The organism is Hyphomicrobium facile, from assembly GCF_900116175.1.
GTDB classification, from domain to species: Bacteria; Pseudomonadota; Alphaproteobacteria; order Rhizobiales; family Hyphomicrobiaceae; genus Hyphomicrobium_B; species Hyphomicrobium_B facile.
Genome location: NZ_FPCH01000002.1, coordinates 1272669 through 1292340, shown reverse-complemented (window position 1 = coordinate 1292340; position 19672 = coordinate 1272669). Strand labels below are relative to the sequence as shown.

Annotated in this window: 17 protein-coding genes; 11 read left to right on the top strand and 6 right to left on the bottom strand. The window is 61.9% G+C overall.

Translation table 11 applies throughout. From position 1 onward, the window contains the following. Positions 1–187: 187 nt before the first annotated feature. From BM399_RS12905 to mutL, 9 genes are all read left to right on the top strand, one after another. Positions 188–625, top strand: coding sequence for a MaoC family dehydratase (locus BM399_RS12905; RefSeq protein ID WP_092868068.1), 438 nt, complete (start codon positions 188–190; stop codon positions 623–625). A 48-nt stretch (positions 626–673) separates the two neighbouring features. After that, positions 674–1600: a bifunctional riboflavin kinase/FAD synthetase gene (locus tag BM399_RS12900; protein ID WP_092868067.1), complete on the top strand. Its 927-nt coding sequence runs from the start codon at positions 674–676 to the stop codon at positions 1598–1600. Between the two features lie 169 nt (positions 1601–1769). Beyond that, the gene (gene ileS, locus BM399_RS12895; RefSeq protein WP_092868066.1) at positions 1770–4916 is read left to right on the top strand and encodes an isoleucine--tRNA ligase; all 3147 of its coding nucleotides are present in this window, start codon (positions 1770–1772) and stop codon (positions 4914–4916) included. Further along, positions 4913–5422 carry a signal peptidase II gene (gene lspA / locus BM399_RS12890; protein ID WP_092868065.1) on the top strand — a complete coding sequence of 170 codons (510 nt, stop codon included), beginning with the start codon at positions 4913–4915 and terminating at the stop codon, positions 5420–5422. Before ileS ends, lspA begins: the two co-directional genes overlap by 4 nt. Positions 5423–5484: 62 nt before the next feature. Next, positions 5485–5961, top strand: a complete 477-nt coding sequence (locus BM399_RS12885; protein ID WP_092868064.1) for a hypothetical protein — start codon at positions 5485–5487, stop codon at positions 5959–5961. A gap of 305 nt (positions 5962–6266) precedes the next feature. Continuing rightward, positions 6267–7628: a M16 family metallopeptidase gene (locus tag BM399_RS12880; protein WP_244531218.1), complete on the top strand. Its 1362-nt coding sequence runs from the start codon at positions 6267–6269 to the stop codon at positions 7626–7628. A 5-nt stretch (positions 7629–7633) separates the two neighbouring features. Further along, entirely contained in the window at positions 7634–9052 is a 1419-nt protein-coding gene (locus BM399_RS12875) for a M16 family metallopeptidase (protein WP_092868232.1), read from the top strand. A gap of 342 nt (positions 9053–9394) precedes the next feature. Then, complete coding sequence (locus BM399_RS12870; protein ID WP_092868062.1) at positions 9395–10750, top strand: glucose-6-phosphate isomerase; 1356 nt, start codon at positions 9395–9397, stop codon at positions 10748–10750. A 23-nt stretch (positions 10751–10773) separates the two neighbouring features. Beyond that, positions 10774–12606: a DNA mismatch repair endonuclease MutL gene (gene mutL, locus BM399_RS12865; RefSeq protein WP_092868061.1), complete on the top strand. Its 1833-nt coding sequence runs from the start codon at positions 10774–10776 to the stop codon at positions 12604–12606. Positions 12607–12757: 151 nt separating this feature from the next. Here mutL and bfr read toward each other — a convergent pair whose 3' ends face one another. Further along, positions 12758–13243 carry a bacterioferritin gene (bfr, locus tag BM399_RS12860; RefSeq protein WP_092868060.1) on the bottom strand — a complete coding sequence of 162 codons (486 nt, stop codon included), beginning with the start codon at positions 13241–13243 and terminating at the stop codon, positions 12758–12760. Positions 13244–13388: 145 nt separating this feature from the next. Beyond that, positions 13389–13724: a (2Fe-2S)-binding protein gene (locus BM399_RS12855; RefSeq protein WP_092868231.1), complete on the bottom strand. Its 336-nt coding sequence runs from the start codon at positions 13722–13724 to the stop codon at positions 13389–13391. Between the two features lie 299 nt (positions 13725–14023). Between BM399_RS12855 and BM399_RS12850 the strand changes: the two genes are divergently transcribed. Next, complete coding sequence (locus BM399_RS12850) at positions 14024–15301, top strand: sugar MFS transporter (RefSeq protein ID WP_092868059.1); 1278 nt, start codon at positions 14024–14026, stop codon at positions 15299–15301. On the opposite strand, the gene rsmD is transcribed toward BM399_RS12850, so the two are convergent. After that, positions 15298–15861 (bottom strand): 16S rRNA (guanine(966)-N(2))-methyltransferase RsmD, encoded by a 564-nt coding sequence (gene rsmD, locus BM399_RS12845; protein WP_092868058.1) that lies wholly within the window; start codon positions 15859–15861, stop codon positions 15298–15300. The genes BM399_RS12850 and rsmD overlap by 4 nt on opposite strands. Beyond that, a complete protein-coding gene (locus tag BM399_RS12840; protein ID WP_244531217.1) occupies positions 15861–16655 on the bottom strand; it encodes a pseudouridine synthase in 795 nt (264 codons plus the stop codon). Before BM399_RS12840 ends, rsmD begins: the two co-directional genes overlap by 1 nt. Before the next feature lie 116 nt (positions 16656–16771). On the opposite strand from BM399_RS12840, the gene BM399_RS12835 reads away from it, so the two are divergent. Beyond that, on the top strand, positions 16772–17233 hold the full coding sequence (locus BM399_RS12835; RefSeq protein ID WP_244531216.1) for a nucleoside deaminase: 462 nt from the start codon (positions 16772–16774) through the stop codon (positions 17231–17233). A 49-nt stretch (positions 17234–17282) separates the two neighbouring features. Here BM399_RS12835 and BM399_RS12830 read toward each other — a convergent pair whose 3' ends face one another. Both BM399_RS12830 and purD read right to left on the bottom strand, forming a co-directional pair. After that, the gene (locus BM399_RS12830) at positions 17283–18275 is read right to left on the bottom strand and encodes a patatin-like phospholipase family protein (protein WP_092868056.1); all 993 of its coding nucleotides are present in this window, start codon (positions 18273–18275) and stop codon (positions 17283–17285) included. Between the two features lie 41 nt (positions 18276–18316). Next, positions 18317–19594, bottom strand: coding sequence for a phosphoribosylamine--glycine ligase (gene purD, locus BM399_RS12825; protein WP_092868055.1), 1278 nt, complete (start codon positions 19592–19594; stop codon positions 18317–18319). Positions 19595–19672: the final 78 nt, after the last annotated feature.

Here is a 19672-nt window from a genome sequence, read left to right as displayed (position 1 = left end):
TAAATAAAGGGAATACCCCTTTATAACGCTTCAGCAGGCCGTCACGCAAGGCTCAAAGCCACGGCAGCTGCAACAAGGCCGCAGCCAGATCGGCAGCGCCGCGGTTGCGGCCTGTGTTTATGACGGGTTAATGTCCCCCCAAAAAAAGCCCGTTCGTGGATCGGGCCATAACGTGCAGGGACGCTTAATGCTCGCAACCGCCGGCCGGACAAAATATTTCGAGGATTTAGAGGTCGGGCAGGAAGCCTCGATGTCGAGGATCGTGGGCGAGGCGGATATCGTCGCCTACGCAGCCCTGTCGGGTGACTACAACCCCGTACATCTCGATGCCGAGTACGCTGCCAAAACGATCTTCAAGGAGCGTATCGCTCACGGCATTCTTTCCGCTGGCTACATCTCGGCCATCTTCGGAATGAAACTTCCTGGCCCCGGCGCTATTTACGTGTCTCAGTCGCTGTTCTTCAAAGGCCCGGTCAAGATCGACGATCGCGTTGAAACCCTCGTCAAGCTCGTTGAGCTGATACCCGACAAGAAGCGGGCCCGGTTCGAGTGCCTCTGCACTGTCGCCGGCAAACCGGTCTTGACGGGCGAAGCGGTGCTGATGGTTCCCCCCCGGCCGCGATAATCGTAGGTACGTTCGCAGATCTCGGAGACCGGCGAAGCCGCGCCAGACATGCACGTCATTCATGGTCACAAGCATGTTTCGCCGGAGTTTCGCGGCTCCGCCATCGCCATCGGAAATTTCGATGGCGTTCATCGTGGGCATCGCGCGCTGATCGCTGAGGCGAAGGCGCAAGCGCGGAAAGTCAAGGCGCCATCATCCGTGATGGTGTTCGAACCCCATCCGCGCGAGTTCTTCCAGCCGAACGAGGCGCACTTCCGTCTGACCCCGTTGAAACGGAAGCTCGTCCTGCTCGAGGCGCTCGGCGTCGACATTGCCGTCGTCGAACCCTTCAACGCCGAACTCGCAGCGCTCACCGCCGAACATTTCATCGAGCGTGTTCTCGTCGCGGGGCTTGGCGTCGTTCACGTCGTCATCGGCTACGATTTCTATTTCGGCCATAACCGCGGCGGCAATCCCGAGCTGATGGTGCGCGCCGGCGAAGAACTTGGTTTTGGAGTGACCGTCATGCCCCCGATCGCGGAAGCAGGCGAACCGTTTTCATCGTCCGCCGTAAGGCTCTATCTCGCCCAGGGCGATGTGAAGGGCGCAGCCCACGTGCTCGGCTCCCCCTGGCGCGTCGCGGGCCGGGTGGTCGGCGGCGCCAAGCGTGGAACGGACATGGGCTATCCGACCGCCAACCTGCCGATGCCGAAAGGCACGACGCTCGGCCACGGCATATATGCGGTCCGGGCGTATTTCGACGGCATTCCCCACGACGCGGCAGCCTATCTCGGCACCCGCCCGACGTTCGATGACGGAATGCCCGTCCTCGAAGTTTACCTGTTCGATTTCAGCGGCGACCTCTACGGCCGCGAAATGGAGGTCGAATTCATCGACTTCATTCGCGGCGACCGCAAATTCCGCTCGGTCGAGGAACTCGTCGCGCAGATGGACGAAGATATCGCCAAGGTGCAGGCGGTTCTGGCGAAGGCCTGAATTCGTCATCTTCGGATGGGCGACCGACCGGAACTGAATAATCAGTCACCGTGCCAACTTGCGCCGGATTACCCATACGAAAGAGGCCGGTATCCCGCCGCCTTTGCTAAGCCGCAGCGCAGTTGCTAGAACCCGCGCTGATTTTCTTTTGGAATTGAAAGTTTACCCGATGTCGAAAGACGCAAAGGCTGCCGGCAAGGCAGGCGCTGCAACTGAAGCCCCGGCAGCCGAGGGCGGCCGCGACTGGAGCAAGACGCTGTTCCTGCCCGCAACCGAATTCCCGATGCGCGCCGGTTTGCCGGAATTGGAGCCGAAGCTCCTTAAGCGCTGGGACGAGATCGGCCTCTATGAAAAGCTCCGCTCACAATCCAAAGGCCGTGTGAAGTTCACGCTGCACGATGGGCCGCCCTACGCCAACGGCAACATCCACATCGGCCACGCGCTGAACAAGATCCTGAAGGACTTGGTCGTCAAATCCCAGCAGATGCTCGGCCACGATTCCAACTACGTGCCGGGCTGGGATTGCCACGGCCTGCCGATCGAATGGAAAATCGAGGAGCAGTATCGCGCCAAGGGCAAGGAAAAGCCGAACTTCTCCGATCCCGTCGCCATCAACGCCTTCCGCGACGAATGCCGGAAGTTTGCCGCTCACTGGCTGAACATCCAACGCGATGAGTTCAAGCGCCTGGGCGTCGTCGGCGACTGGGAGCGGCCGTACTCGACGATGGACTACCGCGCCGAAAGCATCATCGCCCGCGAGCTGATGAAGTTTGCAGCGTCGGGCCAGCTTTATCGCGGTTCGAAGCCCGTGATGTGGAGCGTCGTCGAAAAGACCGCGCTCGCCGAAGCCGAGGTCGAATACCAGGACTATCAGTCCGACATGATCTGGGTGAAGTTCCCGGCAAAGCCGCTGTCGCAGGCCGAGGACTATGCCGCGGCCGAAACGCCGCCCGAGATCCATCCCGAGGTGACGCCGGAGAATTTGCTCGGAGCCTCAGTCGTCATCTGGACGACGACTCCCTGGACGATCCCGGGCAACCGCGCGATCAGCTTCTCGTCGCGCATCGAGTATGGCCTCTACGAGGTCACGGAAGCGCCGGAAAACAATTGGGCGAAGAAGGGCGATCGCTACATCCTCGCCGACAAGCTCGCCGCCGACGTCATGAAGGCGGCGAAGGTCGAAGCTTACGAAAAGCGCGAGACTGTCTCCAATTTCGAGCTTCGTCATCTCGTCTGCGAGCATCCGCTGCGCGATCTCGGATACGCATTCGACGTTCCGCTGCTCGACGGCGATCACGTGACTGACGATACGGGTACGGGCTTCGTCCACACCGCGCCCGGCCACGGCGCCGACGACTACATCATCTGGATGAAGAACCAGAAAGCGCTGCGCGATCAGGACATCGACACGACCGTGCCGTTCACCGTCGACGCCGACGGCGTCATGACGAAGGCAGCGCCCGGCTTCGAAGGCAAGCGCGTGCTGAAGGAGAACGGCGACAAAGGCGACGCCAACGACGCCGTCATCAAGGCGCTTGCCGAAAACGGCAACATCATCGCGCGCGGCCGCCTGAAGCATCAGTATCCGCACTCGTGGCGTTCGAAGAAGCCGGTCATCTTCCGCAACACGCCGCAGTGGTTCATCGCGATGGATAAACCCCTCGCGTCGGGCGGCCGGCTCTCCGAAGGAGAGTCGCCTGACGCAATCAAAAGGGGCCATAACGCCCCCACCCTTCGCCAGATCTCGCTGGATGAAATCAAGCGCGTCAAGTGGGTGCCTGAAGCGGGTGAGAACCGCATCAACGGCATGATCGAGAACCGGCCCGATTGGGTCGTGTCCCGGCAGCGCGCCTGGGGCGTGCCGATCACCGTCTTCCGCAATATCGAAACCGATCAGGTCATCCCTGGACCGGACTTCGAGAAATCGGAAGAGCTGTCCGCCCGCATCGAGAAGGCATTCGCCGAAAAGGGAGCCGACGTCTGGTTCGAGGAGGGCGCGAAGGAACGCTTCCTCAAAAGCTTCGTCCCCGCGAAAGACCTCAAGAAGTGGGAGCAGGTCAAAGACGTGCTCGACGTCTGGTTCGATTCAGGTTCGACGCACGCCTTCACGCTGGAAGACCCGACGGCCTTCCCCGGCTTCAAAGGCTTGAAGCGCAAACGCGACGGCGGCCAGGACCGGGTCATGTACCTCGAAGGTTCGGATCAGCATCGCGGCTGGTTCCACTCGTCGCTTCTCGAAAGCTGCGGCACGCGCGGAGAAGCGCCCTACGACATCGTGGTGACTCACGGCTTCGTCCTCGACGAGAAGGGACAGAAGATGTCGAAGTCGCTCGGCAACGTCGTCGCGCCGCAAGACGTGATGGCGAAGTCCGGCGCCGACATACTGCGGCTCTGGGTTGCGGCATCGGATTATTCGGATGATCTCCGCATCGGCGGCGAAATCCTGAAGACGTTCTCCGAGACCTACCGCAAGCTGAGGAATACGCTGCGCTGGATGCTCGGCGCGCTCGCGCATTTCAAGCCCGAGGATGCCGTTAGCCTGAAGGATATGAAGCCGTTCGAACTCGAGCGGCTGATGCTGCATCGTCTCGCCGAGCTCGATCACGAAATCCGCAAAGCCTACGAGCATTACGACTATCGCAAGATCGTCGGCCTGCTGTCGCAGTTCATGAACACCGAGCTGTCGGCGTTCTATTTCGACATCCGGAAGGACGCGCTCTATTGCGAAGCGCCGTCGAGCATGAAGCGAAAGGCGGCGCTCACCGTCATCGATAAGCTTTGCGATACGCTGATCCGCTGGCTCGCGCCGATCCTGTCGTTCACGGCGGAAGAAGCTTGGTTGCTCTACCGGCCGGATGAAGCGGAAAGCGTGCATCTCGCCCCCTTCCCGAAGATCCCGCGCGAATGGAGAGACGATAATCTCGCTGCCAAGTGGGATCGCGTGCGCGAAGTCAGAAGCGTCGTAACGGGCGCTCTCGAAATCGCCCGCGCCGAAAAGAAGATCGGTTCCTCGCTCGAAGCAGCGCCCGAGGTCTACGTCACCGATCCCGATCTGATGGCGGGCCTCGACGGTGTCGACATGGCGGAAGTCTGCATCACGTCGGATATTGCGATCTCCGACAAACCAGCGCCGGAAGGTGCGTTTACGGTTCCGAACGAGCCGGGCGTCGGCGTCGTCGTCAAACGCGCGGAAGGCAGGAAGTGCGCGCGGTCGTGGCGCATCACCAAGGACGTCGGCTCGGACGCCGATTATCCCGACCTGTCGGCGCGCGATGCGGCCGCAATGCGCGAAATCGATTCCGGGGTAACGGCATGAGCGAGCTGGCCGAAACGCGACGCCTCATCTGGAGCAGATGGGCAGCGCTCGCACTCACCATCGCGCTCGCGACGATCGCCGTCGACCAGGCGCACAAGTTCTGGATGCTGGACGTCTACGGCATCGAGGCGAAGGGACGCGTCGTCGTCACGCCCTTTCTCGACCTCGTCTTCGTGAAGAACATCGGCGTCAGCTATTCGCTGTTCAATCAGGAAAGCCGCGAGGGCCAATATCTGTTGGTTGCCTTCGCGATCGTGGCGAGCGCCGGCCTCTGGCTGTGGCTCAACTGGTCGCAGGGAAGCCGGCTCATGGCGATCAGCCTCGGCTTGATCATCGGCGGCGCCATCGGCAACGCTATCGACCGGCTGCGCATTGGGGGCGTCGCCGATTTCTTTTCGCTCCACGCCTACGGCTTCCATTGGTACGTCTTCAACATTGCCGATGTGGCCATCGTTGCTGGCGTCATTGGCCTGTTGTATGAATCCTTCAGGGGCGAGTCGCATTAGCGCCGTAAAGTCGGCTTATCCGGGCTCGGGGGCGTGTCGGTTCAAGGCACGAGCAAATAAGCATGTCGTTGAAATTGGGTCGAAAAATCGGTCTTTGCGTCATGGCCTCGCTGTTCTTGGCAGGCTGCGGCGGTTTTGATGGCGTTCAGCTGAATGGCAAAGTCTTCGACGCCATGGGCTTGAATGGCGACAGCGGCCCCAAGGGCGATCCCAAGATGGCGGCCCGCCAGCCGCTGGTGGTGCCCCCCGGTCTCGAAGCATTACCGCCGCCCGGCAGCGGCAAGGTTGAGCAGCCCTCGCTCGCCGAGATTCAAGATCCAGACAAAAAGCTGAAGGTGTCGCAGGCTGATCTCGAGAGACAGCAGGCTGAGTACTGCAAGAAAAACTATGAAGAAGCGCAGTTCCGCGGCGATGGCACAGCCGATTCTGCCTCGGGCCCGCTCGGCTCTTGCAAACCGTCGGTCTTCAACGCCGTCAAGAAATGGACGACCGGCTCGACCAATGCCGACGACTCCGACGACGATTCCCAAGCTCAGTGAATTCGGCTCAACGGCCCCATAACGAAATCTTTTCCGTCGCACAAAAGTGCTGATTGCGCCGCATGTTAACGGCCGCAGATGAACGCCTTGTCATTTGACTTTCATTCACTAACTGCCGCTCATTGGCGGGACATTTCGCACGCGGGCGTCCTATTCCATTTAGCTAAAGTAATCCCCCGGCAATCGGGTTCGGTTTAGGATGAAAAACGCCACGCTGCGCTTTATCGTTTACGGTTCGAAGGAACGCCATAATGCGTCTCGCGACGTGCTTCCGGTCTAGCCTCTTAACCTCATTGGCAGTGCTCATGCTCGCAGTGAATCCACAAGCTCACGCCGCCGACGGCGCCACCCGCGCCGCCGAGTTCAAACTGTCGAACGGCATGGATGTCGTCGTCATTCCCGATCACCGGTCGCCCGTCGTGACCCACATGGTCTGGTACAGGGTTGGCGCGGCCGACGAGGTGCGCGGAACCTCCGGCATCGCGCATTTCCTTGAGCATCTGATGTTCAAGTCGACCGACAAGATTCCCGTCGGCGAGTTCTCCAAGATCGTCGGCCGGCTCGGTGGCCAGGACAACGCCTTCACCGGCAACGATGCGACGGCGTACTTTCAGCGCGTCGCCAAGGACCGCCTCGGCAAGATGATGGAGATGGAAGCCGACCGCATGGTCAATCTTCGTCTCGACGAGAAGGAAGTTCTGACCGAGCGCGACGTCATTCTCGAGGAACGCCGTTCGCGCATCGAGAACAACCCGTCATCAATCCTCGATGAGCAGATGAATGCGGCGCTCTACCTGAACCATCCGTACGGCAAGCCGGTGATCGGCTGGTACCACGAGATGGCAAAGCTCTCGCGCCAGAACGCGCTCGATTTCTACAAGCACTACTATGCGCCGAATAACGCCATTCTCGTCGTATCGGGCGATGTGACAGTCGATGAAGTGAAGAAGCTCGCCGACGAAACGTACGGCAAGATTCCTTCGAACCCGACCGTTACCACCACTCGTAACCGTCCGGCCGACCCGCCGCAGCTCGTGGCGCGCCGGTTGACGCTGAAGGATCCCCGCGCCGGCAACTATTCGTTCCAGCGCTACTATCAGGCGCCGAGCTACGTCACGGCCAAGCCCGGCGAAGCCGAAGCGCTCGATATCCTGATGAAGATCGCCGGTTCCGGATCGACGAGCCGCCTCTACAAGAAGCTCGTCGTCGAATCGAAGCTCGCCTCGAGCGCCGGTGGCGACTTCTCCGGCTACGGCCTCGATGGCGGAACGATCTCGCTCTACGCGGTCGCAGCCGACGGCGTGCCGCTCGAGAAGGTCGAGGCTGCCTCCGACGAGGTTCTGGCCGACATCGTGAAGAACGGCGTGACGGAACAGGAATTGACCCGCGCCAAGAACAGCTATCTGGCCGACTACGTCTACGATAGCGACAACCAGGCGACGCTGGCGCGCCGCTACGGTTGGAATCTCGCCGTCGGCCGCACTGTAGCGGACGTCGAGGCTTGGCCCGCCAATATCTCGAAGGTGACGGCGAACGACGTCAAGAAGGTCGCCGCCAAATATCTCGATCCCAATGATTCCGTTACTGGTTATCTCGTTCCCGATCAGTCGGGTGTAGCGCAAGTCGAAGATCTTTCCGCCCCATCACCGTCCGGCGAATTGAGGTGACATTGATGATAGGTTCTTATCGTGCGGCGGCTGCGCTTGTTCGCAAGGCAGTCCGCCCCAACATAGCCTTGGCTCTTCCCGCTCTGGCTTTGTTGTTCACCGCATCCGTCAGTCACCAAGCAGCCGCAATGAACATACAGCAGATAAAATCCCCCGGTGGAATCGAAGCCTGGCTCGTCGAAGAGCACAGCGTTCCGCTGATTTCTCTGCGGTATGCCTTCGACGGCGGCAACAGCCAGGACCCGCCGGGCAAGCCCGGCCTCGCCAACTTCCTCACCGCGATGATGGATGAGGGCGCTGGCGACATCAAATCCCAGGAATATCAGGAGCGCATGGAAGATATCGCCATGCGCATGAGCTACGACGACAGCAAGGACTCGCTCTACGGATCGTTCGAGACGCTATCGGCGAACCGCGACAAGGCTGTCGAGCTCCTGAAGCTTTCGGTCCAGAAGCCGCGCTTCGACACCGACGCTATTGAGCGCATCCGCCAGCAGCTGACAGCCAACCTGATCTACGCCGACAAGGACCCCGAGAAGGTCGCGATGCGCGAATGGTACGCGCAAGCCTTCGCCGGACATCCCTACGCGCGCCCGTCGAACGGCACGGTAGACTCCGTCGCGAAAATCACGCGTGACGATCTCCTCGATTATCACAAGCGGACATTTGCGCGCGACAACCTGAAGATCGTCGCCGTTGGCGACATCACGGCCGCCGAACTCGGCAAGCTCATTGACGATGTCTTCGGGCCCCTGCCGGCGAAAGCCGATCTCTTCCCCGTCGCACAGACGGAGCCTGTGAAGGGCGGAAACCAGAAGATCGTCGAGATGGGCGTGCCGCAGTCGGTCGCAGTGTTCGGGCTCGGCGCCATGCCGCGCAAGGATCCGGACTTCATCACGGCATTCGTCGTCAATCACATCCTCGGCGGCGGCGGCTTCTCCGCCAAGCTGATGGAAGAGGTGCGCGAGAAACGCGGACTTGCTTATTCCGTCTACACCTACGTCCAGCCCTACCAGCAGACGTCCATTCTCGTCGGCAGTGTCGCGACGAAGAACGCGTCGATGGGCGAGAGCCTCACCATCATCCGCAACGAGTTGAAGAAGATGGCCGAGAATGGTCCGAGCAAGGAGGATCTCCAGGCGGCCAAGGATTATCTCACCGGCTCGTACGCGTTGCGCTTCGACACGAACTCGAAGATCGCCTCTCAACTCTTGGGGCTGATGCAGGAAGGCTTCGGCCCGGACTACGTCGAAAACCGCAACAAGCTGATCAACGCGGTGACCGTCGAGGACGCCAAGCGGGTCTCCGCGAGGCTGCTGAAGCCGGATGATCTCGTCGTCACGATCGTCGGCAAGCCGACCGGCATGAAGTCGGCGTCGCCCGCAGCACTCCAACCGGTCCTGGCCGCACCCGATCGCGGCTGAAGCGATGAACGTCATCCCGGCGACTGCTGGGATGGCGTCGCATCCCCATCCCCTGTCATCCCGGCCGGAGCGGAGCGCAGAGCCGGGACCCAGGCAACGAAGGTGGGTCCCGGGTCTCGCAAGTGGGCTCGCCCGGGATGACAATTTTGTTTGCTGTGCTCCAACGTCATCTGGGCCGAAGGCCGGGATCCGTCCAAGCCCACCATTCGCTATGAACGCCTGCTTCGATAGATCCCCGCCTGCGCGGGGATGACGCCTGTGGGACGGAATGATGCGCCCTTGGCCGCCCATCTGAAATCGGCTAGGCCGGAACGGATTTGAACCAAGGAGCGTTGAGCGGCGATGCAAGACGGGCAGCGGCACGACGGACGTACGTTTCAGCAGAGCATCGCAGGATGCCTCGAAGGCGCGATAGGCGAATACGGCCTCGCGCCTTCAGTGCATTCGGCATGGCTCGATCGCATCGGCCCCCACGTCGAAACCCTGAAAGATGACTATCGCACCGGCAAGCTCCCGCTTCTTCGGATCGCCGACGAAGATCAGGATATCGCGGACGCCGAGGCGGCATACGCGCGGCTGAGCCAGGGCGCGAAGACGATCGTGTTCTTCGGAACCGGCGGATCGAGTCTCGGCGGCGAATTGTTCGCCCAATTCGCGGGATGGAATATCGCTGGCGTCGCTTTGCCCGGCCAGCGCAACAGGCCCCGCACCCGCTTCTACGCCAACCTCGACGGCGGCACGCTGCAGAGCGTCCTCCAGTCGCTCGATCTTCCAACCACGCGTTTCGTCGTGACGTCGAAGTCCGGCGGCACTGCGGAGACGCTGGCGCAGGCCATCGCGGCGCTGACAGCCGTCAAAGCGGCAGGTCTCGAAGCCGAGATCCCGAAACTCTTCCTCGGCATCACCGAGCCCGACAAACCCGGCAAAGCGAACGGCCTCAGAACGCTGTTCTCGAAGTTCTCCATTCCGATGCTCGAGCATCACACCGGCATCGGCGGCCGCTTCTCATGCTTGACCAACGTCGGCCTGATGCCAGCCATCGCGCGCGGCCTCGATCCCCGCGCCATTCGTGCGGGCGCCAAGGGCGTCGTCGATGCGCTGCTCGAATCCAGTGGGCCGCAAGACTTCGCACCCGCCGTTGGAGCCGCGACCGCAGTTGCGCTTTCGAAAGAGAAGGGCATCTCGACGCTCGTCATGATGCCGTATGCCGACAGGCTCGGACGCCTCGCCGCTTGGTTCGTACAACTTTGGGCGGAAAGCCTGGGCAAGGGCGGGGAAGGCACGACGCCGTTGGGCGCACTCGGTCCGCTCGATCAGCACAGCCAGCTGCAGCTCTTCATGGACGGCCCGCGCGACCATTATCTGACGGTCGTTCGCGTTGCGAGCCAGGGCGTTGGCCCGCGAATCGATCCCGACCTCGCGCGCATCGCTGGCGCCGATATGCTCGGCGGCCACACCGTCGGCGATATCGTCTCCGCCCAATCGCATGCCGTTCCTGAGGCGCTGGCCCGCGCCGGGCGGCCGGTGCGAACAATAGACATTGCAAAACTCGACGAAAAAACCATCGGCGCGCTGGCGATGCACTTTATGATCGAAACGATTCTCGCGGGCCGCCTGCTGGGCGTCGATCCATTCGATCAGCCGGCCGTCGAGCTTGCGAAAATCTTGACGAAGGAGCGCCTCGCGAAAGGCGCCTAAGCGCTTATCGTGGGGGGGACGGGGTGGCGATCCGGCAGCTTTCGCCAGAGACGGTCAACCGCATCGCGGCGGGCGAAGTCGTTGAACGTCCGGCGAGCGTCGTCAAGGAACTCGTCGAAAACGCGATAGACGCCGGCGCGACGCAGATCGAGATCGTTATCTCGGGCGGTGGCCTGTCGCTCATCCGCGTGACGGACGACGGCTCCGGCATGACGCCGGACGATCTCGTCCTCGCCGTCGAGCGTCACGCAACCTCGAAGCTCGATGAAGAAGATCTCTTCGACATTCGCTGTCTCGGCTTCCGCGGCGAAGCCCTGCCGTCCATCGGCTCCATCGCCCGCCTCGAAATCCGGTCGCGGCCTGCGGATGCGAACCAGGGCGCGGCCGTCACCGTCACACGCGGATCGAAAGCACCGGTCGGCCCGGCCGCCGTCAATCGCGGCACGGTCGTCGAAGTGCGCGATCTTTTTTCCGCGACCCCCGCCCGCCTCAAATTCCTGAAGTCTGAACGCGCCGAAGCCATGGCGGTGACAGACGTCGTGCGCCGCCTCGCGATGGCCCACCCCGATATCGGCTTTACGTTGCAGACGGGCGAAAAGAAGCCGGCGGTATTCGCGCGCGGCGATCGCTCCTCCGCCGCGTGGCTCGAACGCATCGGCGCCATTATGGGGCGCGAGTTCATGGATGATGCGCTCGAAGTATCGGGTGCAGGAAGCGGAGCGTCCGCGCCGATGCGCGTGTTCGGCTTCGCCGGGCTGCCGACGCTTCACCGGCAGGACAGCACGCAGCAGTTCCTTTTCGTCAATGGCCGTCCGGTGAAGGACAAGCTACTGATAGGCGCCGTCCGCGCCGCTTACGGCGATCTCATCCCGCGTGGCCGCTCACCGCTTCTCGCGCTGTTTCTCGATGTCGCGCCGTCAGACGTCGACGTGAACGTCCATCCCGCCAAGGCGGAGGTTCGGTTTCGCGACGCCGGGCGCGTACGCGCGCTGATGGTGCGGGCGCTTTCCGATGCCCTCGCGACAGCCGGTCATAGAGCGTCCGCGCAAGGCGGTGTGCTGACGGTCGAAAGCTTTGCAGCAGGCATCTTGCCGAGCGCGGCAATGTCTCCGCCACCTTCATCGGACGCCGCTTACCAATGGGCGCCGCCGCGCCCCGCGCCAGCCTTGTCAGGAACGGGCTTTGCGGAAGGTGCGCAGACGCCGTTTGCCGTGTTCGATGCACCGAGCGCGGACGCGCGAACGTTTGCCGAGCCGGCGGCGGGCGAGACCGTCGACAAGCCGCTCGGCGCCGTCAGAGCACAAGTCCACGAAAACTATATCGTTGCCCAGACGCGTGACGGCCTTGTTATCGTCGATCAGCACGCGGCGCACGAACGCCTCGTCTACGAGAAGCTCAAGGCGGCGCTCGCCGATGGCGGCGTCGCGCGGCAAGGACTTCTGATCCCGGCCATTGTCGAACTCGACGATGATGACGCGGTCACGCTCGTCGCGCGCAGCGACGAGCTGACGGAGCTTGGCCTCGTGATCGAAAGCTTTGGGGAAGGTGCGGTCGCAGTTCGCGAGGTTCCGGCACTCCTCGGCGAAACGGACGTCGAAGGTCTCGTCAAGGATCTCGCAGCGGAGCTTCGCAGCGACGGCACGGCGCGGGCGCTGAAGGACCGCCTCGACAGCGTGGCGTCACGCATGGCTTGCCACGGGAGCGTCCGCTCGGGACGCAGGCTGACGGTGGAAGAGATGAACGCGCTGCTGCGCCAGATGGAGGCGACGCCCTATTCGGGCCAGTGCAACCACGGCCGCCCGACATACGTGGCGCTGAAGCTTACCGACATCGAGCGCCTGTTCGGGCGGAGGTAAAGCCCCTAGGCCCCGCGTAGGATGTTTTTCATCCTCGGCCTAAGGGATATTTGTCATCCTCGGCTTTAGGCCGAGGATCCATTTCGCTACGGGACTGGTGGATCGATGGATCCTCGGGACAAGCCCGAGGATGACATCAAATACAATCCAATCACTCCGACTCGTCGCCGCTCTCGGCATTGAGCTGGCTGTAAAGCGCGACGCCGATCGAATTCAGAAGCTCGAGCTGCGTCTCGAGGAAATCGATGTGGCTCTCCTCGTCCTTCAGCAGTTCGTCGAACAACATCATCGACACGTAATCGCCAAGGTTGAAGCAAATCTCGCGCGACGTCTTATAGTAGTCGCGGGCGATGTTCTCACCTTTGAGATCGCACTCGAGAACTTCCTTGATGTTCTCGCCGATCATCAGCGGCGCGACGTACTGCAGGTTCGGATGACCTTCGAGGAAGATGATGCGATCGATCAGCCGATCGGCATGGTGCATTTCCTCGATGGATTCTTTGCGCTCTTTCTTGGCGAGCTTTTTGTAGCCCCAGTTATCGAGAAGCCGGAAGTGCAACCAATATTGGTTTACAGCACCCAGTTCGAGTTTCAGTGCCTCGTTCAACCGGGTGATGACTTCGTCGTTGCCCTTCATGTGCCGCTCCAAAAATCTGCCTCACACTCCTGGCCTCGAAGTCCAGAAGCATTCTAAAGTAGACAAGTAGCGGATTAGAGCGGGCTTAACTAGAGGCTTTCCGCCAAGTTAGGCGGAAGATGAATAGATAAAGTTTTTCAGAGTCCTACGCGATGGCGCGACGTGGCTGCCGGCCCCGCCGAGCGATTTCCGCATTGATGCGGTTCTGGCGCTGCATCCGGCGTTCTTCGATGCGGATGAGTTTCGCGCGTGCTTCAGCGAGAACGAACGGACAAACGCGTGTCGTCTTCTCTAAGCGGTCCATGGCCTCATAAATGACCGCGACCGTTACAGGCGCACACGTGCAGCAGTTCATCTTTTTGTTGAGGTGCCGGAATACAACGCCTGGCGTCGGCAAAAGGCCGGGGCCCGCGCTCATGATTTCGGAGACGGCGATATCGATATCGCGGTCAGATATTACGGCGCACGAGCAGACGATCAATTTCGGCTCCAATCAAACGGGGTTCAAGGCCCCGGCATCGGACACCCAGTAGGTGTTATCTGGCGTTAGTTGGTCAAAAAAGTATACTTTCGTCAAGCACCCTTTTTGCACCTTGGACATAGTACGCGGGGCGAGAGGAATCAAAATAATCTGAGTAAATTCGCGGTGTGCAGGTAGGCTTTGCCTGCGACCGGGCGTCGCCGCCATGTCGTCCGGGCGACGATTTCCGGGGGAATTCGACAGTACTCGTGGTTTCCAGATTGGTCCGACTTAGGATTAAGCCGTTGCCAGAGCCTGCGTTGAGCTCACAGAGCCTTCGGACCCCAGCGGACGAAACGGGCGGCGTCATCGCCATCGGCGTGCTTTTCTTCATCTTCGGCTTTGTGACGTGGCTCAACGGGCCGTTGATCACCTTTGTCAAGCTCGCGTTCAACCTCGACGACGTGAACGCCTTCCTCGTGCCGATGGCGTTCTATCTCTCGTATTTCTTCCTGGCGCTGCCCGCGTCCGCAATTTTGCGTCGAACGGGCATGAAGCAAGGCATGGCGATCGGTCTCTTCGTGATGGCCATCGGCTCGGTCCTATTCGGCGAGTTCACGACGATGCGCCAATATTCCGGCGCGCTCGCGGGCCTCTTCGTCATAGGAGCCGGGCTGTCGCTTCTGCAGACGGCGTCCAACCCCTACGTGTGCATCCTCGGCCCGCATGAGACAGCCGCGCGCCGCGTCGCTCTCATGGGCATCTGTCACAAGTTCGCGGGCTTTCTCGCACCCTTCGTGTTCGCGGCGCTGGTGCTGAAGGGCGTCGATAGCTTCGAGGCTGACGTGGCGACCACACCAACCGCTGAGGCCCGCGAAGCAATGCTCGATGCTTTCGCCGCCCGCGTGCACGCGCCCTACATGCTGATGGCGGCATTGCTCGCGATGCTCGGCATATGGATCGTAAGCTCAGGGTTGCCCGATCTCAGAACCACGCCCGCCGACGGCCGTGATCACATCGACGAGCATCCGGCATCGGGCATATTCGCGTTTCCGCACCTCTGGCTCGGCGTGCTCTGCCTCTTCCTCTACGTCGGCGTCGAGGTGATGGCAGCCGACGCGATCGGTCTCTATGGAGCGGGCTTCGGACTGCCGCTCGACGCAACGCGACTGTTCACCTCGTGCACGCTCTTCGCGATGCTTGTCGGCTATGTCGCCGGTCTGCTCGTCATTCCGCGCGTCTTCTCGCAGCAAACGTATCTCGCCGTCTCGGCGGCGCTGGGCGTCGTGCTGACGATTGGCGCTTACCTCACGACGGGATACGCCTCGGTCGCATTCATCGCCGCTCTCGGCTTCGCCAATGCGATGATGTGGCCCGCGATCTTTCCACTCGCGATACGGGGGCTCGGCGCGCAAACCGAAACGGGGTCGGCGCTCTTGATCATGGCCATCTGCGGCGGCGCGCTGATGCCGTATGCGTTCGGGCTATTGAAAGAGCACGTCGACTTCCAGCTCGCGTATGCGCTGCTTGTCGTCCCGAGCTATCTGTACATTTTGTATTTCGGCGCGAGCGGCTGGCGGCCGTCCGCCCCATCTTAAGCTTTGCCGAACCTCAGGATCGTAATCTCGGTGTCGCCGTACGTGCGGGCGTCGAGAACCGTGAAGCCGTCAGAGAACGTCAGCGGCACGCCCGCGCGTTCTTCGAGCACCGCGATCGCACCGGGCTTCAGCCAGTTGCCCTGCGCAAGCGCGTCGAGCGCTTTTTCGCCCAAGCCTTTGCCATAGGGCGGATCGAGAAACGCCAGATCGTACGGCTCCATGTTCCCGGCAGGGCCAAGGTCTGTCGCGTCGCGGCGGAAGATGCGCGTCTCGCCCGTCAGCCCGAGCGCTTCAACATTCGTGCGAATGAGCGCCCGGGCCTCAGGCGCCTCTTCAACGAAGAGACAATAGGCGCCGCCGCGCGATACGGCTTCGATGCCGAGCGCGCCTGTGCCGGCGAAAAGATCGATGACGCGCGCGCCGTTGAGTGAGAAATTCTCGATGCCATGCGCGAGAATATTGAACAGGCTCTCCCGCACACGATCCGACGTCGGGCGAATTTTCATGTCCTCGGGCGCTTGCAGAGCGCGGCCGCGGAACCGTCCGGCAACGACCCTCATCAATCGTCCGCCTCGCTCGCGGCCTTACCGCGCGCGTGCCGCGCCTTGCGGTCAGCCTGGCTTTCGGAAAACCCGAGCGCTTCGGAAGCCCTGGGTCCGAGCTGCTGAACGAGAATGCGCCGCCGCACGGCTTCGACCCCGCCGGGAGCGAGGTCGAGAAGTTGGAACGGCCCGAACGAAATACGGATGAGGCGGTTCACGACCAGCCCGAGGTGCGCGAGCACATTTCTGACTTCGCGGTTTTTCCCTTCGCGGATCGCAATCGTCAGCCAGGTGTTGGCGCCCTGTACGCTGTCGATGATGACCTCGACGGGCCCGTAGACGATGCCGTCGATCGTGATGCCGTCCTTGAGCTTGGCAAGGTCGGCCGGCGTAACGCGGCCCTTGGCACGCACCCGGTACCGGCGCACCCAGCCATTCGCGGGCAGCTCCAGATGCCGGGCAAGCGCGCCGTCGTTGGTCAGCAGCAGCAACCCTTCGGTATTGTAATCGAGCCGTCCGACGGAGATGACGCGCGGCATCTCAGGGGGCATCTTGTCGAATACGGTCGGGCGCCCTTCGGGATCGGAATGCGTAGTGACGATGCCTTTCGGCTTATGATAACGCCAGAGCTGCGGCGGCTCGGCCGAAGGCAGCGGTTTGCCGTCGACGAAAACCTTGTCGCTCGGACTGACTTCGACGGCGGGTGTTCTGAGCAACTTGCCGTTGACGCTGACGCGGCCATCGGCAATCCAGCGCTCGGCTTCGCGGCGAGAGCACAGCCCGGCGCGCGCCATGGCTTTGGCGATACGCATCGGCCCGTCCCGCTTTTCGGGCGCGGGAGCGGGTCCGCGAGCGGCGGGTTCGGCGACTTTAGTTCTTGGTGGTCTGGCCATCGGTAACACTGAGCTTTCGGGAGCGAAGCGAGCTTATGACATCGAAGGACGCCGTAAGCCATATGTCCCTTGCGCTCGAAGAGGCGAAAGCGGCGGCAGAGCGCGGGGAAGTGCCTGTCGGAGCCGTCATCGTCTCGGCCGATGGCAAGGTCCTGGCGGCGGCGGGAAACCGGACGCGAGAGCTTCAAGATCCGACCGCCCACGCGGAAATACTGGCGATACGGGCGGCCTGCTCTGAGGTCTCGGACGAGCGCCTCGTCGGCTGCAGTCTATATGTCACGCTCGAACCGTGCCCGATGTGCGCGGCCGCGGTCTCCTTCGCCCGCCTGAAGCGCCTTTACTATGCCGCCAGCGACCCCAAAGGCGGTGGCGTCGAGCAGGGCGCACGGGTGTTCAATCAACCGACCTGTCACCACGCCCCCGAAATATATCCGGGCATCGGCGAAGCCGAGGCGAGCTTCTTGCTGAAAGACTTCTTCGAACAGCGACGCTCGTAACGCTCGGCGGCCGGCTCCCCGCAGGGGAGTCGCCGAGCGCAAACAAAAGCTAATCAACCTCGCGGCGTTTGCGGGGACGTGGAAGCAGCCTTCGCTTCGGCCGCTTGGCGATCGCAACGACCTGCTGGTCATGATCTGCACTGTCGAGCACGGGCAAAGTCTCGACCGATAGGACGCGCGATAGCTGCTGCTTCAGCCGCTCTTTCGCAGGTTGCGCGGCCGCGAGAATGTCGTCGCATTTCAGGAAGTCGAGAACTTGAAATTGGCTCGTTCCGGCGCTGATCAGAATGTCCGGCTGACTGATCTTCAGCTTCTCCTTGACGATGGAGCGCTCGAACAGGAACGCGCTCGAAAAGAGCGCTGCAAACGCTGTCGGCGCCACGCGTCGCGGATCGGGAACGGGCGACCCGGAAACGTCGATGGCAACGACGATATCCGTTTCAGGCAGCAAGAGGTCGAAGGGCAATGGGTTTGTCAGGCCGCCGTCGATGAAAGCCCGGCCGTCGAGCACAACGGGTTGAAAGAGCACGGGGAGTGCCATGCTCGCAGCGACCGCACGTCTGAGCGGCCCCTCGGTGAACACTTTCGGTTCCTGATCGTAGAAGTCCGACGCGACGATCTTCAGCGGAATTTCGCAATCGGCGAAAGTCTCCTTGACCTGCTTCGGCAGGATGACGTCGAGGACGACGAACGGATCGAGAATGGCGTTTCGCGCGCCGAAGACGCTGAGCAACCGTTGAAAGGGTTGTGCCGTGTTGATGAAGAGATCGCGGATCAGACCGAAACGCTGCGATAGGATGAACCGCGTGTGATCGCGCAATTCGCGGCCTGATAATCCGGACGCATAGCCCGCGGCATACACCGCACCTATGGAAGTTCCAGCGATGGCGTCAGGCTTGATGCCGAGTTCATCGAAGGCCTCGATCATCGCGACATGGGCGAGACCCCGCGCCCCGCCGCCGCCAAGTGCGAGCCCGATCGTTGGCCTTTTGGCCGGACGGGACCCATTCAACGGCGATGCTTTGGGCGTCTCGACGGTCATGCGTTGCCGGTATCCCGTTGTTCGCTAGAGCATAAGGATGCTCACGTCCCGTTTCGCTGCAACGCGCGCCAGCCGATGTCCTTGCGGTAGAAGCCGCCCGGCCAATCGATCTTTGCAATCGCCGCGTAGGCGGCGTCGCGCGCCTCCGCGATCGTCTTGCCGCGGCCGGTGACGTTTAGCACGCGGCCGCCGTCCGCAATAAGACGTTGGTCCTCGCGGCGCGTACCGGCGTGGAAGATCTCGACATTCGGGGTCGCCTGCGCAAGTTCCAGGCCCTTGATCTCCGTGCCTTTTTGCGGTGTGCCGGGATATCCGTTGGCGGCCATCACGACTGTCAGCGCCGCGTCGTCGCTCCAGCGGAGATCGAAGTTCGAAAGCACGCCGTCGGTCGTCGCGATGAGGGCCGCGAGCAGATCCGATTTGAGCCGCATCATCAAAACCTGCGTCTCGGGATCGCCGAAGCGAACGTTGTATTCGATCAGCTTCGGGCCCGTCGCCGTGATCATCAGTCCGGCGAACAGCACGCCCTTGAACGGCGCGCCGCGCGCTGCCATTTCCTTGATCGTCGGCTCGATGATCTCCCGCATCACGCGGTCGCTCATCTCCTGGGTGACGATAGGAGCAGGTGAATAGGCGCCCATGCCGCCGGTGTTCGGTCCCGTATCGCCGTCGCCGACGCGCTTGTGATCCTGAGCCGACGCGAGCGCCAATGCGTGGACGCCGTCGCACAGCGCAAAGAAGCTCGCTTCTTCGCCGTGCAGGAATTCCTCGATGACGACTTCGGCTCCCGCCGAGCCGAACGCGCCGGAAAGACACGCATCGACGGCGGCCTCCGCTTCTTCACGCGTCGTGGCGATGATGACGCCTTTGCCCGCCGCCAAGCCGTCCGCCTTGACGACGATAGGAAGGCTCTGGGCGGCGAGATATGTCTTTGCCGCCTGGGCGTCCATGAAACGGCCATAGGCAGCTGTCGGAATGCCGGCGGTCCGGCAAAGGTCCTTGGTGAAGCCTTTGGAGCCTTCGAGCTGCGCCGCACTCTTCGTCGGTCCGAAATAACGAATGCCGGCTGCGCCGAGCGCATCTCCAAGACCGGCGACGAGCGGCGCTTCGGGGCCGATAACGACGAGTTGGATGCGCTCATCGCGGCAGAATTGAATGATGCTGTCTTGGTTGGTCGGATCGATGGGGATACATTGCGCCACGTCCGCGATCCCGGCGTTGCCGGGAGCGCAGAAGAGTTTTGTCAGAAGTGGGCTCGCGCTCAGGGCCCAGGCGAGAGCATGCTCGCGGCCGCCCGAGCCGAGGAGTAAGACGTTCATCAGGTCGCCTGTTGCATTCCGTGCCTTGGTGTAGCATCCGGGTGTAGCATCGAACGTGAAACAAGCAAGACCGCGAAA